This window comes from Azospirillum baldaniorum, assembly GCF_003119195.2.
GTDB classification, from domain to species: Bacteria; Pseudomonadota; Alphaproteobacteria; order Azospirillales; family Azospirillaceae; genus Azospirillum; species Azospirillum baldaniorum.
Window position 1 is genome coordinate 1,143,210 of the sequence record NZ_CP022254.1, and the last position, 14,740, is coordinate 1,157,949.

Here is a 14,740-nt window from a genome sequence, read left to right on the forward strand (position 1 = left end):
TTGCGCTTGTGCCGGACGCACCGCCACGCACAACCCCCTCACCGGCCCTCCGGGCCACCCTCTCCCCAGAGGGGAGAGGGTTACATCCCCCTCGCCCTGCTCCACCCCGTCACGGACCGCCCGAGGCCCACCCCATGCTGAGCTCGCTCCAGCCCCGCTCCCGGCCGCCGCTGCGCTGGTCGCACCTGACCAAGAAGGCGCGCTTCGCGCTGATCCTGGCGGCGGCGATGCTCGTCACGGTCCTGGTCTCCCTGGTCGTCCGCGCCGGCTTCCTCGGCGACACCGCGCGCGAGCCGCTGACCGTCGCCGTCGTCGGGCCGCTCAGCGGGCCGGACGCGGCGCTCGGGCTAGCCCTGCGCAAGGGGGCGGCGCTGCGCGCCGACACCATCAACGCGGCGGGCGGCATCGCCGGCCGTCCCGTGGTGGTCAAGCCCTTCGACGATGAGGGGGACAAGGGCAAGTCGCTGGAGATCGCCCGGCGCGTCTCCAACGATCCCTCCATCCTCGCGGTGATCGGCCACACGCCCGACGCCACCGACAGCGCGACCGCGATCTACGCCCAGCGCCAGATCCCGCTGATCGCCCCGCGCCCGCTGGTCCGCCCGGCCGACGCCGCGCCAAGCCCCTGGCTGTTCAGCATCACGCTGGACCGCACGCACGAGACGCGCTTCCTCGCCAACTACGTGCGCAACGTGGTGGGCGAGCCGACCGTCGCCATCGTGCGCGAGGACAGCGAGCAGGCCGCCTCCCAGGCCGGACAGTTCGACGCGATCCTCCAGCGCTTCGGCACCAAGCTGGTCGGCCAGTGGACCTTCGCGCCGGGCCGCGGCGGTGCCGGCGCCCTGCCGGCGCTGGCCCAGGCGGTGAAGGAGAAGATGCCGACCGGCGCCGTCGTCGTCATCGGCTCGGCGGTGGACAGCGCGCGGGTGGTGGTGGCGCTGCGCGACGCCGGGGTGCGCAACCTGATCGCCGGCAGCTCGGAGATGGCCTCGTCGGCTTTCCGCACCGAGATCGTCGCCCAAACTCAGGCCAACCCGAAGGCATTGACCCCGGAAGCCTACGGCCACGGCCTGCTGGTGTCCTCGCCCGTGCTGTTCGACACGGCGAACGAGCGGGCGCAGCGCTTTTACGGCCAGTATGTGAAGCGCTTCAACGCGGTGCCCGACTGGGCGGCGGCGCTGGGCGCCGACGGCGTGGACCTCATCGCCGGAGCCATCGCGAAGACAAACACCGCCACCGGCAAGCCGGACGGCGAGGCGCTGCGCCGCGCCATCGCCGACCACGACCGCGCCGAGACCGCCTTTCAGGGCACGGTCGGCACCTGGACCTTCGACAATCGCGGACAGGCGACCCTGCCGGTGATGATGGCCTCCTACAACGGCCTGAACCCGGTGGCGGCGCTGACCCAGCTCCAGCCGATCCGCGAGGCCGGAGTCTCCAACTTCCTGGAGGAGGTCACCAAGGGCCGGGCGCTCTACGTCAACGACCGCTTCATGTACAAGACGGACGTCATCTACACCGGCGTCCAGCTCCACGAGATCCGCGACCTGAACCCGGACACCAACGAGGCGACGCTGAACCTGACGATCTGGTTCCGCTACCGCGGCGCCTTCAACCCGGCGGACGTCGTCTTCACCAACGCGGTCAAGCCGGTCGAGCTGGGCAAGCCCTACCGCGAGGAGCGCGGCGAGGTCACCACCTACGTCGCCTACCGGATCGAGGGACGCTTCGCCCTGAACGTCTTCGACCAGCGCCCGCCCTACGGCAGCCAGACGGTCGGCGTCAGCTTCCGCCACCGGACGCAGAACCGCAACACGGTGATGTTCGTCACCGACGTGCTCGGCATGTCGCTGGTCGACACCAACGACTTCGTGGAGAAGCTGAAGGCGATGGCCGCGGCGGAGACCGCGTCCGCCGTCGATCCCGGCCTCGCCGACCGCTTCCGCCGCGCGCTGGAGGGCGAGAGCGAAAGCTCCACCCTGCTCGACCAGCTCCGCGCCAAGCGGGTGCTGGCGCCGTCGCCCGGCTGGCGCCTGTCGCGCGCCTGGATCTCGCAAGACGTCGCCTCGGTCGGCAGCGAGGGCGATCCCAACTACGTCGGCTTCGGGCGTCCGCAGCCGGACTTCTCGCGCGTCGATTTCGGCGTGGTCGCGACACCGGACTCCCCGGCGGCGCGTGACTTCATCCACCGCGACTTCTTCGTCTACATCGCCATCTTCAGCGCCGTGCTGGCGGTCTTCGCCGCCGTCATGGACCGCCGCGACCGCGGCCAGTTCTGGAAGATCCAGACGCTGTTCATGCGCATCCTGTCCTGGCCGCTGCTGCTGATGTCCGCCGGCAACATCGCGCTGGACCAGGCGGTGGCGACGCTGCCAGCCAGCGGAATCGCCATGGTGGTGAACGGCGTCGACGTGCTGTGGTGGATCGTGCCGGCCATCCTGGTCGACCGCACGCTGGAACGCTTCGTCTGGACCCCGCTGGAGATCCGCACCCAGCGCAAGATCCCCGGCATCGTCCGCCGCTTCTCCACCCTGATCGTCTTCGGCTTCGCCGGCTGCGGCATCATCGCCTTCGTCCTGAAGCAGCCGATCACCAGCCTGCTCGCCGCCTCCGGCCTCGTCGGCATGGTCATCGGCCTCGCCATCCAGGCCAACATCGCCAACGTCTTCTCCGGCATCGTCCTGAACATCGAGCGGCCGTTCCAGATCGGCGACAGCATCCAGATCACCGATCTGGTGCGCGGCGTCGTGGTCGACATGACGTGGCGCACGGTGCGGATACGCAACGTCGCCGGCTTCATCGTCGCCATGCCCAACGCCAAGGTGTCGGAGGCGACCGTCATCAATTTCAGCGCGGTCGACCGGGTGTCGATGAAGCTGGAATATTATGCCGACGCCCGCCACGACCCCGGCCAGATGGGCGGCCTGCTGACCACCGCCCTGCAGAACGCCGACAAGGTGATGCCCAGCGCCACCGGCGGCCCGCCCTTCGTCCGCTACGACGGCATCCGCGGCGTCAACGGGCAATGGTTGTGCAAGTACAACCTGTTCTTCTGGGTCGAGGATTACGACGCCAGCTTCGTCGTGCCGGAGCTGGTTTGGCGGTCCGTCTACCGCACGCTGGCCGAAGCCGGCATCGAGCCGACCCCGCCCGACCTGATGGAGGCCGCCGGCCCCGCCGCGGTCGCCACCAACGCCCAGCGCCGGGCGATTCCGGCATGAGCAGGAACACCCCGATGATGCGAACCCTGATCGCCGCGACGGCGCTGCTGCCGGTCCTGCTCGCCGGGACGGGCTGCGCGCCGCTCGGCAGCGAGCGTCCCGGCGCGATCCTGGAGAAGGTGGCCGACGGCGACTACGACGTCGGCATCCGCTACCCCGCCAAGCGCGCCCGCTACGTGATGATCGTGGAGGAGGACGAGGACGGCTTCGTCGTCACCAACCGTCCCGCCGCCGCCCGCGAGGTGGACACCGCCCCGGCCCCGGTGGTGGCGCAGCCGCAGCGCAACGACCGCGTGCTCGCCCCCTGCGCCGAGGCGACCGGCAACTGGTACCGCCACACCCCGGCGGGCTACGTCTGTGCCGGCCAGTCGGCGCCCGGCGGCGGTGGCTGACATGAAGCGACTCGCGATCATCCTCGCTCTGACGCTCGCCGGCTGCGCCGCCGGTGCGCCCGCGCCTAATGCGGGGCGCGCCGACGCGCCGGTGCTGCGCATCGTCGCCGACCCCGACGCCAACGGGCGACGCCCGGTCGCCGTCGACGTGGTCCGGGTGGCCGACCCGGCGCTGGCCGGACGGCTGGCCGGGCTCGACGCCGCGGGCTGGTTCCGCGACCGCGAGGCGCTGAGCGCCGAGGCCGGCAGCCGCATCGCCATCGCCTCCTGGGAGATGGTGCCGGGCCAGAGCGTGGTCCTGCACAGCCTGCCGCCCTTCGCCACCCTCCCGATCCAAACCCTCGTCTACGCGCGATACGGCACACCCGGCGCCCACCGGCAGACGCTGGACGGCGCCGGCGCCCTGGACGTGCGGCTGGGACGGGAGAGTTTCACCGTGGCTCCGCTGACGGAAGGAACGCCGTGACCGCCCAACTCGCCCAGGCCCACCCCGCTGCGGCGCCGAAGATGGCGCCCACGGGGGCCAAGCCCGCAGGCACGCTGGCCCTGTTCCGCGCCTTCCAGGAGGACCTGCTCGCCGGCTGCGCCGACGCGCAGGCCCCGGCGGGGACGGTGGCCGACCGCCTGACCGCCACGCTCCACGGGATGAGCGGCGCCGCCGTCTCCCAGGGGCCGGGCGCGCACGGCACCGTGGTCAAGGCGGTCTTCGCCATGGCCATGCTGGCCGACCGCGCGCTCGCCCAGACGCGCCCCGCCGACGCCGTGGTCTCCAGCCGCCTGTTCGGCGCGAACGCTTCCCTGCAAACCCTCTTCGTCCAGGCCGACGACCTGATCCGCCAGGGCGCCAAGGCCGACCGCGGGCTGGCCGCCGTCTATCTCGCGGCGCTGGCGCTGGGCTTCCCCGACGACGCCCAGGCGACCGCCCGCCGCCCCGCCCTGCACCGCATCGTCGTCGGCGAGCGCGCCGCGGCCAGCCATCCCAGCCCGCGCGCCTGCGACCCGCCGGAGGGCGCCGTGCCCGGCTACCTCGCGCCGTCCGCGCGGCGCTGGTGGTGGGCGGTCGGCGGGACCGCCGTGCTGTTCCTCGTGGTCTCGCACCTGCTGTGGACCGGCGCCGTCGGCGGCATCCAACGCGATCTGAGCGGCGCCCGCGCCGCGGTCGAGGACATGGGGCTGTCATGGTCCTACTGATGCTCACGCTGGAGCTGGTGCTCTCCACCATCGGCTCCGCCATCGTCACTCTGCTGTCCTTCGCCGTCACGCTGGCGCCCTATGCGCTGCTGGCGCTGCCGCTCTACATCTTCTACCGCCTCGGCCGGATGGTCTGGCCGAAGCTGCGCGGCTGGCGGCGCAAGCCCGCCGCCAAGGGCACCGGCCAAAAGAAGGCGCCCGCGCGCCGGGCCGCCCCGCCGGCGCCGCTGCGCGTCCGCGCCGAGGCCCCTCCCCCCACGAAGGCCGCCGCCAACACGCCGCCCAACGCCCGCGTCTATGGCGAGGGGCTGGACATCCTGACGCGGCAGATGCGCGGTCCCCTGCGCCGCGGCGATATCCCGTGGTTCCTCGCCTTCGGCGTCGGCGGCCCGGCCCTGCTCGCCACCGACCCGACCCATGTCCGCTGGCCCGAGGACGGCAACGGCGAGAACGGCTGCTGGTGGTTCTGCGAAGGGGCCGCGATCCTGCACGTCGGCGCCGACTCCGCCGACGGCTCCCGGCTGGGCGCGTCCTGGCCGGCGCTGGTCGCGGCGATGCGCAAGCGGCCGATGCGCCGCCCGCTGGACGGCGTCCTGCTGATGGTCGGCGCCGACGAGCTGCGCGCCGCCGCCGAGCGCCCCGGCCCGCGCGACGCGCTGGCCAAGCGGGGCGCCGCCCTGCGGGAGCGCTTGCGGACCCTGCGCGACGATCTCGGCGTGGTCGGCCCGGTGCATGTGGTCGTGGTCCGCGCCGAGTCCCTGGACGGCTTCACCGACCTTTGCGCCGCCATGCCCTCCGCCCTGCTGGACGGCGTGCTGGGATGGACCAACCCCCAGGACTGGGCCAAGCCCTTCGAGCCGCGCCGCATCGACGAGGCGTTCGAGGCCATCGCCGCGGACATCGCCGTTCTGGAGGCCGACGCCTTCGCCGCCGGCACCGCCGGGGTGCGCCTGCCGCTGCTGCCGGCAGCCCTGGACACGCTGCGCCATCCGCTGGCGCTGTTCCTCGACGGCGTTCTGGGCGGCGACGACCAGACCGAGCCCTTCCCGCTGCGCGGCATCGCCCTGACCGGCGCCTACGCCCCGGCCACCGGCGGGCGCCGCCCGGTCTTCGCCCGCAACCTGCTGCCGGGCCGCGCCTTCGCCGAGGCCGGCTACGGGCGGCCGTCCGACGCCGCCTACCAGCAGGCCCACAAGCGCCGCCGGATGGCCCAGGCCGCGCTCGCCGCCTCGGTCGCCGGCCTGTCGGTCGCCGCGTGGCAGGGCGTGTCCAGCGTATCCGCCGGCAGCCCGCCGGTCGTCGCGGCCACCGCCGACCTGCGCCGGGCGCTGCTGGCGCGCGATGCCGTCACCGACGGGGCTCTGGCCGGTCGGGTGATCGCCGCCACCGCGGCGATGGAGCGCAGTCCCCTCGCCACGCCGCTGCTGCCGACCTCGCTGTTCAGCACCTTCGACGAGGACAAGAAGCGGCTCGCCTCCGTCACGCTGCGCCGCTCGGTGCTGCGGCCGATCCGCGACGCCCTGCTGCCCAGCGCCACCATGGCCGACCTGCCGCCGGTCGCCAACCCGCAGAAGGTCGAAGACCTCCCCGCCTTCCGCCGGCTCGCCGAGCAGCTCGACCGCATCGGCGGGCGGCGCGACGCGCTGGAGCGCTACGACCGCTTCCGCCGCAACAGCGGCTTCGACGAGCTGAACGCGCTGGCCGAAAGCGTCTACGGCGCCGTCCCCCGGTCGCCGATGACGGCGACGGACGGCTACATCACCCGCATCGCGGCGGGCGCCGACCTGCCCAACCTCGACGCCCGGACCATCGCCGCGGCGGTGCGCGCGGAATCGGTGCAGCTCGCCGCCCCGCTGGCCGAGGAGTTGTACGGCCGCAACCCGCTCCGCCAGCGCGCCGAGGCCCTGGCCGAGCGGCTGCGCGGCCTGCCGGAGACGCCGACCGCCGAGGATGTCGACGACGTCCGCCGCCTCACCGGCGCCGTCGCCGAGGCCGTCGCCTGGCCCATCGCCGGCGCCTTGCAGGAGCCCGCGCGCGGCCTGCCCGACGCGATCCGGGTGGCGCTCCAGAAGGCCGCCATCGCCGATCTGCCGGGCCGCGACACCACCGACCGCATCACCGAGGCCCTGTCCACCGCCGCGACCGGCGCCCGCGCCGCCGTCCTGGCGCTCGACGCGCCGCAGACCGGCGCCCTGTTCGCGGTGGCTGACGGCGGAGCGTTGGTTCTCAACCCGGCGGTGACCGCGCTGCCGGACGCCCTGGCCGCCGCCCTGCCCGCAGCGGTTCCCGACGCTCCCCCCGCCGAAGCCGTCAAGCCGGACGAAACCAAGCCCGCTGCATCCAAACCCGCGGAACCGAAGCCCGCGGAACCGAAGCCCATTTTGCCCGAGGCGGAGCCGGCCAAGCCGGTCGCGGCGGCCCCTCCTCTGCCTCCGCGGCCGGCCCCGTCGCCGGAACCCGCGGCGCCACCGCCCGCCGCGCCACCATCCGCTAATGTGGAGCCGCCGGCCGTCGTCGCGCATCTGCCGGTCCCGCCCAGAATGCCGGTGGAAACCCCGGTTCCGGACGGCGACGCCGCCCTGTCGAAGCTGTCCGCCGCCTTCACGCAGACCCTCGCCGGGCGCTTCCCCTTCGTCGGCTCCGAACAGGCGCGCGGCGCGTCCGACGCCGACCCGCAGGACGTCCGCCGCTTCTACCGGCAGCTCGACGAGCACCGGGCGGCGGTGATGCGGACCGCGACCCCCGAGGTCGCCGCCTTCATGGAGCGGATGGAGGCCGCCCGTCTCCTGCTGGAGGCCGTCGCCCGCCCGGCGCCGGTCAGCGTCCGCCTCACCTACGGCGCCAACCGCGCGCAGGAGGTCGGGGCGGAGCACATCATCGACTGGTCGGTGCGTTCCGGCGCCAGCGCGGTGGGGGCTTCGGCCAACGGCGGGACGCTCGCCTGGACGCCGGGCCAGCCGGTCCTGCTGAGCGCCCGCTGGGCCGCCGGGTCGCCCTTCCGTCCGAAGGGCGCGCCGGCGGGTGGAACCGCCGCGGCAACCGGCGACACCATCACCCTGGCCGAGCGCGGGCCGTGGGCGCTGCTGCGCCTGCTGAAGAGCCACGCTCCGTCGTCGTCGCGGGACGGCCTGCTGCTGCGCGTCGCCCTGCCCACGCAGACCATCGAGGGACAGCCGGTGCGTGACACCGTCCTGGTCCTGGGGGCGGCGGTCAGCACGGGCGGGCGCAACGAACTTCCGGCGCGCGCCCTCGACCTGCCGGCCCGCTTCCCGCAAAGGTAGTGAAGTTCATTATACAAAGAAAAGCTGATGATGAACTTTGTTACAATTCGCAGAAAGATGACGCAGCTTCCAACAAAAACACCGACGGCGGTCATAGGCATTTAATGCGTTGTTAAGCACTGAAAATGTATCAAGTCGTTGGGACATATTGGATCGTTGGGCAGTCATTCTTTGCCCAACGACAGTCCCGAGAAGCACTCTCTAATTTACCAGCGACAATAGGGGCATTCTTTTACCAATCGCTTAAGCAGCGGTTGATTGGCGATGCTTTGTTTCTTTCGGAATGCCAAATTTGCGACGCATAACGTCCTAAGACGTGTGTCTGAGCTTATCGTTTCCACCTGGAATCAACCTCACCTGTCCCTCGAAAGGTTTCGGATCATGGTAGACCGCAAGAAGCGCGCCCAGGAACTGATCAAGTATCACAGCTACGCCTCGGGTGCCTTCGGACTCATCCCCGTTCCCGGCGCGGACGTCGCCGCGGTCAGCGTGGCCCAGCTCAACCTGATCCATAAGCTCGCCAAGCTCTATGAGATCGAGTTCGCGCAGGAGCGCACCCGCGCGATCATCGGCGCGCTGATGGGCGGCGTCATGCCCGGCGCGCTCAGCTCCAGCGTGCTCGGCTCCGCCGTGAAGGCTGTCCCGTTCATCGGCACCGCCCTGGGCGTCGCCGTCATGCCGGCCCTGTCGCTGGCCGCCACCCAGGCGCTCGGCCGCGTGTTCGCGCAGCACTTCGAGACCGGCGGCACGCTGCTGGACTTCGACGTCGAGACGATGCGCGAGCATTTCCGCAAGGAGTTCGAGGCCGCCCGGAACGACGCCGCCAAGAACGAGGCCGGCGAGGCCCCCGCCGCGGCGCCGCAGATGGAAGAGCAGCCGGTCCAGAAGGCCGGCTAAGGGCACGAGGCCGGGGCGCCGGGCAAAGAAGGAAGCATCGCCGTGTTCGAGCTGATCTACATCGGTCTCTGCCTGCTGGTCGGGTTTCTGGGGATCGGCCGCCGCGGCGGCTTCCTGCTTTACGCCTTCCTGGCGGTGGTTCTGACCCCGCCCGGCGCCCTTCTCGTGATGATCCTGCTGACCACCCGCGGCAAGAAGCGGGCGAAGGCATGACGGCGGCGACGGCGTCCATCCTCCGCCCGGCCCTGCGGCTCCTGCTGCCGGTCCTGCTGGCGCTGCTCGCCGCGACCCTTCCGGCGCGCGCCGAATACTGGACCATCGCGTCGGAAGACCATTTCCCGCCCTACAACTACTCCTTCAACGGCACCCGCACGGGGATCGACACCGAGATCGTCGTCGCCCTGCTGAAGGAACTGACCATCACCCCGGTCCACCGGCCGCTGTCCTGGACCGAGGTCGTCCGGTCGATGGACGAGAACACCGCCGACGTCGGGTTCCAGTTCATCGCCTCGCCCGCCCGTTTCGCGCAGTACAACATGATCGGCCCGTTCCGCACCGGCACGACCGTCTTCATGGTGCGCAAGGACTCCCCCATCGCCTTCGAGCGGCTGGAGGACCTGACCCCCTACCGCATCGGCGTGGTCGACGGCTTCGCCTACGCGCCGGACTTCGACGCCGCGACCTATCTGGAAAAGGTCCCGTCGAGCAGCAACGTGGTCAACTTCCGCCGCCTGATCCTGGGCCGGGTGGACGTGATCGTCGGCGACCTGCATGTGCTGAACCACATGGCCAAGCAGGACGGGCGTCTGAAGGACGTGCGCGTCCTGCCCAAGCCGCTCGGCCTGATCCCCCGCTACATCGCCATGCCCAAGGCGCGCAAGGAGAAGGCCGAGCGGTTGCAGGCCGCCTTCGTCAAGCTGCGCGACAACGGCACGATCACCCGCATCCTCGACTCCTGGCTGGCGGAGTGAGGCGGACCGATGAGCAAGAGCAAGACAAGCAAGCGCGTCGCCCCCAGCCGGCCCGTCTCGGCCCTGCTGCCCCTGATCGGGCTGGCCGACCGTGAGATCCTGACCCGGCTGGTGGTGACCGGCTGCGTCGCCGCCGCCGCTAACCTCATCAGCCTGATGAGCCTCAGCGCCGAGCTGAACGGCTGGATGCGCGGCGAGGTGCTGGACACGCCCTTCCTGATCTTCTGCCTGGCGCTGCTGGTCTCCTACGCCTTCAGCAAGCGCTTCGTCGGGCTGGTGCTGACCACCGGCTTCAGCGCGCTGGCCGGGGTGCGGCGGCGCTTCCTGCAGACCGTCACGCTGGGCAACCACGCCGACATCCTCGACATGCAGGCCCGGCGCTCCTTCGACCTCGGCAACCACCATCTGGAGCGCATCGCGGCGCTGCTGCCCAACCTGTCGATCGCCGCCAACATGATGCTGGTGGCGGTCGTGGCCTACCTCTACCTGTGGACGCTGACCACGGTGGGCGCCACGCTGCTTCTGGTGGCCGGCGCGATGATCGGCGGCTGGTACGTGCGCGAGGCGCAGCGGACCCGCGCCCTGCTGGGTCAAGCCAAGGAGTCCGAGGTGCGGATGCTCCAGGGCTTCTCCGAGATCGTCGGCGGCAACGCCGAGATCAAGCTGGGCAAGGCGCGGCGCGACGAGCTGGCCCAGGCGGTCGAGGCCGACGTCGCCCAATGGGAGGACCTGAAGCGGCGCCACGGGCGCAATCTGGGCGAGCTGTTCTCCTGGATCGCCACCATCGTCATCGGCTTCTCCGCGGTCTTCGTCTTCATCTTCCCGCGCATGGGCGCGCTGTCGGCGGCGGAGCTTCCGCTGGTGACCTCGGTCATCCTGTTCCTCGCCCGGCCGCTGTCGAAGTTCCTCAACGCCGTGCCCGACTACATCGCGGCGGAGGATGCGGCGAACCAGCTCACCACCCTCCTCGCCGCCATGCCGGCGGCGGAGTACGCGCCGTCAAAGCTGGCCCGCGCGCCGCGCCGCTTCTCCGCCATCGAACTGCGCGGCGTGCGCTTCGCCTACCGCGCCGGGCTGCGGCCCGAGCCCTTCGTGATCGGTCCCATCGACATGACCATCCCGGCGGGCAGCGTCGTCGGCATCGTCGGCGCCAACGGGTCGGGCAAGTCCACCTTGCTGCGCGTCATCCCGCTGCTGTTCCGCCCGGACGAGGGTCAGGTGCTGCTCGACGGGCAGGCGGTGGAGGGCGACCGGCTGGAGTCCTACCGCGACTTGTTCTGCGCGGTGTTCCAGGACCACCACCTGTTCACCCGCCTGCCGCAGGGGCCGACCTTCGACGCGGAGCTGTTCCGCGAGATGCTGGCCTATCTGAAGATCGACCATCTGGTTCCGGAGACCGGCGACGGCCTGCTGAACCGCGACCTCTCCAAGGGCCAACGCCGCCGCGTCGCCCTGGCCGTCGCGGTCGCGGAGGGGCGTCCGATCATCATCCTCGACGAATGGACGTCCGACCAGGACGCCGAGTTCCGCACCCGCTTCACCAACGAGATCATCGGCAAGCTGCGGGCGCTCGGCCGCACGGTGATCTTCGTGTCGCACGACGGCAACGCCTCGTCGGTCTGCGACGTCACCATTCACATGACCAACGGCCAAATGACAAACGGGCAGATGGACACGCCGGCCGACAAGGCCGCGTCCCGCCCCGCCACGGCTTTGCTCCAGGAGACCGCGTGACATGGCTGACCAGGCCTTCACCTACGACGACGCCGACGCGACGCCGCAGCCGAAGTCGCGCCTGCGCGCGCTGCTCGGCAACTGGTACGAGGAGCACCGCCGGTCGCTGCTGTGCACGCTGCTGGTCGGCATCCTGATCTTCCTCTACTTCGCGCCGTCGATCGTCGTCTTCATCCCCGCCGGCCACGGCGGCGTGCTGTGGAAGCGTTTCCACCAGGGCACCCAGATGGCTCCGGCCCTGGCCGAGGGCGTGCACGTCATCTTCCCCTGGGACAAGATCGAGGTCTACGACCTGCGCCTGCAGGAGGACACCCGCTCCTACTCGGCGATCGCCAACGACGGCCTGAACGTCAGCATCGAGATCACGGTGCGCTACCGCCCCTACGCGGAGATGCTGGCCGCCCTGCACAAGAATGTCGGGCCGAACTATCTGGAAGTGCTGCTGGTGCCGGAGGTCGGGTCGGTCTCGCGCGAGATCGTGTCGCGCTTCAAGGCCGACGAGCTCTACGCCCATCGCCGCCTGCGCGTTCAGACCGAGACCTTCGAGCAGGTCGCCGACCGCGTGATGTACGCCCAGATCATCGGGGCCGAGGACACGCCGAAGCCGGACGGGCGGACCAAGACCGGCTACCTGCTGATCCAGGACATCCTGATCCGCAACGTCTCGCTGCCCGAAGCGATCATGGTGTCGATCGAGCGCAAGATCCAGCAGGACCAGGCCGCCCAGGAATACCAGTTCCGCCTGCAGCGCGAGCTGTTCGAGAGCCAGCGCAAGCAGCTCGAAGGCCAGGGCATCCGCGCCTTCCAGGAGACGGTCCAGGCCAACCTGACCGAGAACTACCTGCGCTGGCGCGGCATCGAGGCGACGCTGGAGCTGGCCCATTCGCCCAACGCCAAGATCGTCGTCATCGGCAACGCCGCCAGCGGCGGGCTGCCGCTGATCCTCGACGCCGCTTCCGGCGGGGGCGCCACCCTCCCGATGCCGGGCGCCCCCGCCCCCGGCGCGCCACAGGCGGGGGCCGCGACGGTCACCATGCCGAGCGGCCTGCCGGTGCCGCCCGCCGCGCAGCTCCCCTCGCTGAGCGGCGAGGGCACCCCCGGACAGGTGCCGGTCGCCCAGATGCCCAGCCTGAACACCGCCGGGGCCGAACCCACCGCCCACCGCCCGCCGACCGCGCCGGTTCCCGGCGTCAAGCCCGAGCCGGCGGGCGCCGCCAGCGGACCGGCCAAGGACGGAAAGGCCGCCGCGGCCCCCATCCTGTCGACCATGTCGCCGTCCCGCCTGCTCGACCTCATCCAGTCCAAGTGAGCCGGCGATGGATCTCTGGCGCATCCTGAGACGCGACGCCCTGCGCAACATGCAGCCGCTGATGCTGCTGGCGGTGCTGGCGGCGGCCCTCAACCTCGCCCTGCTGACCTCGCTGAACAGCGCGCTGGTCATCATGGACGATCCGGAGGGGTTGCAGCGTCTGCTGTTCATCTTCCTGCTGTCCGCCTTCTCCTGGCGGTTCGCGCAGGGCTGGATGATGAGCGCGGCGTCCAAGCGGATGCAGGCGGCGCTGGCGATCCTGCGCGTCGACCTGCTGCGCCGCGCGGTGGCCGCCGACCTGCCCGACGCCATGGCGGTCGGCTCCTCCCGCCTCGCCCAGGTCGCCGGGCCGGAGCTTCAGCTCCTCGCCCAGGCGGTGCCGACGCTGGTCATCAGCTTCCAGTCGGTCGCGGCGATCATCCTCTGCCTGCTCTACCTCGCCACCCTGTCGAACGCCGCGGTGCTGATCGTGCTGGCCTTCCTGACGGTCGGCGGCATCCTGATCACCCGCTCGGTCCTGCGGCTGGAGCGGCTGTCGGAGACGATCCACGAGGCCGAGGGCGCGCTGTCGGAACGGTCGGACCACATCCTGCAGACCCTGCGCGAGTGCAAGCTGAACCGCCGCCGCGCCGCCAACGCGCTGTCCGACGCCACCGCCTGCGCCGAGGCGCTGCGGACGGAGCGCCACCGCTTCGGCGCCGAGTACAGCCACTACTTCACGCTGAGCGAGCTGACCTACTACGCGGCGCTGGCCGGGATCATCTTCCTGCTGCCGGCGGTGTCCAGCACCGACATCACGACCGTCGTGCTGGCCGGCCACGCCGCCGCCTTCATCGCCTACCCGGTCATCACCATCGTCGCCTCCTACCCCTCCTACATCAGCGCCGAGACCGCCGCCCGCTCCTATCTGGCGGTGGAGGCGGAGCTGAAGGCGCCGCCCCGCCCCGCCCAACGCCGGGCCAAGGACGCGCCGCCGACCGGCTTCGCCGACTTCGCCACCATCGCGCTCGACGGCGCGTCCTACCGCCACCCCGGGCGCGACGGCACCGGCTCCTTCACCGTCGGTCCCATCGACCTGTCGGTGGAGCGCGGCGACGTCGTCTTCGTCACCGGCCACAACGGCGCCGGCAAGAGCACGCTGATCCACCTGCTGCTCGGCCTCTACCCGGCGCAGCGCGGCAGCCTGACGGTGGACGGCGCGGTGGTGACGGCGGACACGCTGGGCTCCTACCGCGATCTGTTCTCCGTCGTCTTCTCCGACAACCACGTCACCCGCCAGCTCTACGGCGCGGTGTCGCTGGAGGACGGCTTCGCCGACGAGCTGCTCGACCTGCTGGAGATGTCCGACAAGGTGGCGGTCGAGGACCGCGCCTTCACGACGGTGGACCTGTCGCAGGGGCAGAAGAAGCGCCTCGCGCTGGCCGCCGCCCTGTTGGAGCGCAAGCCCGTGCTGGTGCTCGACGAATGGGCCGCCGACCAGTCCCCCTATTTCCGGCGGAAATTCTACCGCGAGATCATTCCCTGGATGAAGGCGCGCGGCATCACCGTGATCGCCGTGACCCACGACGACGCGTATTTCGACGCCGCCGACGTGCAGATCCAGGTGGAGCAGGGCGGTATCCGCCGGCTCGACACCCCCGCCCTTCCGGCCCCCGACCTGCTGCCCGCCTGATCCAGACCAGCGGATCGGGGCCAGCGGATCGGAGCCACCAACCGAACCCTCCCCTCCCCCAGACGCGAGACC

11 protein-coding genes are annotated in these 14,740 nt (G+C 71.2%); all 11 read left to right on the forward strand.

Annotated features, from left to right (window positions below; all coding sequences use genetic code 11):
• Nucleotides 1–134 precede the first annotated feature (134 nt).
• The 11 genes from Sp245p_RS19500 (at nt 135) to Sp245p_RS19545 (ending at nt 14,668) form a co-directional block, all read left to right on the forward strand.
• Nucleotides 135–3,221 (forward strand): ABC transporter substrate-binding protein, encoded by a 3,087-nt coding sequence (locus Sp245p_RS19500; protein WP_014197913.1) that lies wholly within the window; start codon nt 135–137, stop codon nt 3,219–3,221.
• Entirely contained in the window at nt 3,218–3,613 is a 396-nt protein-coding gene (locus Sp245p_RS19505; protein WP_129557199.1) for a hypothetical protein, read from the forward strand. The genes Sp245p_RS19500 and Sp245p_RS19505 overlap by 4 nt, the downstream gene beginning before the upstream one ends.
• 1 nt (nt 3,614) lies before the next feature.
• A complete protein-coding gene (locus tag Sp245p_RS19510; protein WP_109138777.1) occupies nt 3,615–4,079 on the forward strand; it encodes a hypothetical protein in 465 nt (154 codons plus the stop codon).
• Nucleotides 4,076–4,804, forward strand: a complete 729-nt coding sequence (locus tag Sp245p_RS19515) for a hypothetical protein (protein WP_109138778.1) — start codon at nt 4,076–4,078, stop codon at nt 4,802–4,804. The genes Sp245p_RS19510 and Sp245p_RS19515 overlap by 4 nt, the downstream gene beginning before the upstream one ends.
• Nucleotides 4,792–8,085 (forward strand): type VI secretion system protein, encoded by a 3,294-nt coding sequence (locus Sp245p_RS36305; RefSeq protein WP_281291731.1) that lies wholly within the window; start codon nt 4,792–4,794, stop codon nt 8,083–8,085. Before Sp245p_RS19515 ends, Sp245p_RS36305 begins: the two co-directional genes overlap by 13 nt.
• A 381-nt stretch (nt 8,086–8,466) precedes the next feature.
• A complete protein-coding gene (locus Sp245p_RS19525) occupies nt 8,467–8,982 on the forward strand; it encodes a YcjF family protein (RefSeq protein WP_014197918.1) in 516 nt (171 codons plus the stop codon).
• A gap of 42 nt (nt 8,983–9,024) precedes the next feature.
• Nucleotides 9,025–9,195, forward strand: coding sequence for a hypothetical protein (locus tag Sp245p_RS35015; RefSeq protein ID WP_014197919.1), 171 nt, complete (start codon nt 9,025–9,027; stop codon nt 9,193–9,195).
• Nucleotides 9,192–9,953: a substrate-binding periplasmic protein gene (locus Sp245p_RS19530; protein WP_014197920.1), complete on the forward strand. Its 762-nt coding sequence runs from the start codon at nt 9,192–9,194 to the stop codon at nt 9,951–9,953. Before Sp245p_RS35015 ends, Sp245p_RS19530 begins: the two co-directional genes overlap by 4 nt.
• A 9-nt stretch (nt 9,954–9,962) precedes the next feature.
• Nucleotides 9,963–11,687, forward strand: a complete 1,725-nt coding sequence (locus Sp245p_RS19535; RefSeq protein ID WP_014197921.1) for an ATP-binding cassette domain-containing protein — start codon at nt 9,963–9,965, stop codon at nt 11,685–11,687.
• A gap of 1 nt (nt 11,688) precedes the next feature.
• On the forward strand, nt 11,689–12,996 hold the full coding sequence (locus Sp245p_RS19540; RefSeq protein ID WP_014197922.1) for an SPFH domain-containing protein: 1,308 nt from the start codon (nt 11,689–11,691) through the stop codon (nt 12,994–12,996).
• A 7-nt stretch (nt 12,997–13,003) separates the two neighbouring features.
• Entirely contained in the window at nt 13,004–14,668 is a 1,665-nt protein-coding gene (locus Sp245p_RS19545; protein WP_014197923.1) for an ATP-binding cassette domain-containing protein, read from the forward strand.
• The last annotated feature ends 72 nt before the right edge of the window (nt 14,669–14,740 follow it).

What these genes read in the sequence shown, in the direction of transcription:
- Sp245p_RS19500 (WP_014197913.1), top strand. Translation starts at nt 135, where the DNA reads ATGCTGAGCTCGCTCCAGCCCCGCTCCCGGCCGCCGCTGCGCTGGTCG.
- Sp245p_RS19540 (WP_014197922.1), top strand. Translation starts at nt 11,689, where the DNA reads ATGGCTGACCAGGCCTTCACCTACGACGACGCCGACGCGACGCCGCAG.
- Sp245p_RS19505 (WP_129557199.1), top strand. Translation starts at nt 3,218, where the DNA reads ATGAGCAGGAACACCCCGATGATGCGAACCCTGATCGCCGCGACGGCG.
- Sp245p_RS19510 (WP_109138777.1), top strand. Translation starts at nt 3,615, where the DNA reads ATGAAGCGACTCGCGATCATCCTCGCTCTGACGCTCGCCGGCTGCGCC.
- Sp245p_RS19545 (WP_014197923.1), top strand. Translation starts at nt 13,004, where the DNA reads ATGGATCTCTGGCGCATCCTGAGACGCGACGCCCTGCGCAACATGCAG.
- Sp245p_RS19535 (WP_014197921.1), top strand. Translation starts at nt 9,963, where the DNA reads ATGAGCAAGAGCAAGACAAGCAAGCGCGTCGCCCCCAGCCGGCCCGTC.
- Sp245p_RS19530 (WP_014197920.1), top strand. Translation starts at nt 9,192, where the DNA reads ATGACGGCGGCGACGGCGTCCATCCTCCGCCCGGCCCTGCGGCTCCTG.
- Sp245p_RS19525 (WP_014197918.1), top strand. Translation starts at nt 8,467, where the DNA reads ATGGTAGACCGCAAGAAGCGCGCCCAGGAACTGATCAAGTATCACAGC.
- Sp245p_RS36305 (WP_281291731.1), top strand. Translation starts at nt 4,792, where the DNA reads ATGGTCCTACTGATGCTCACGCTGGAGCTGGTGCTCTCCACCATCGGC.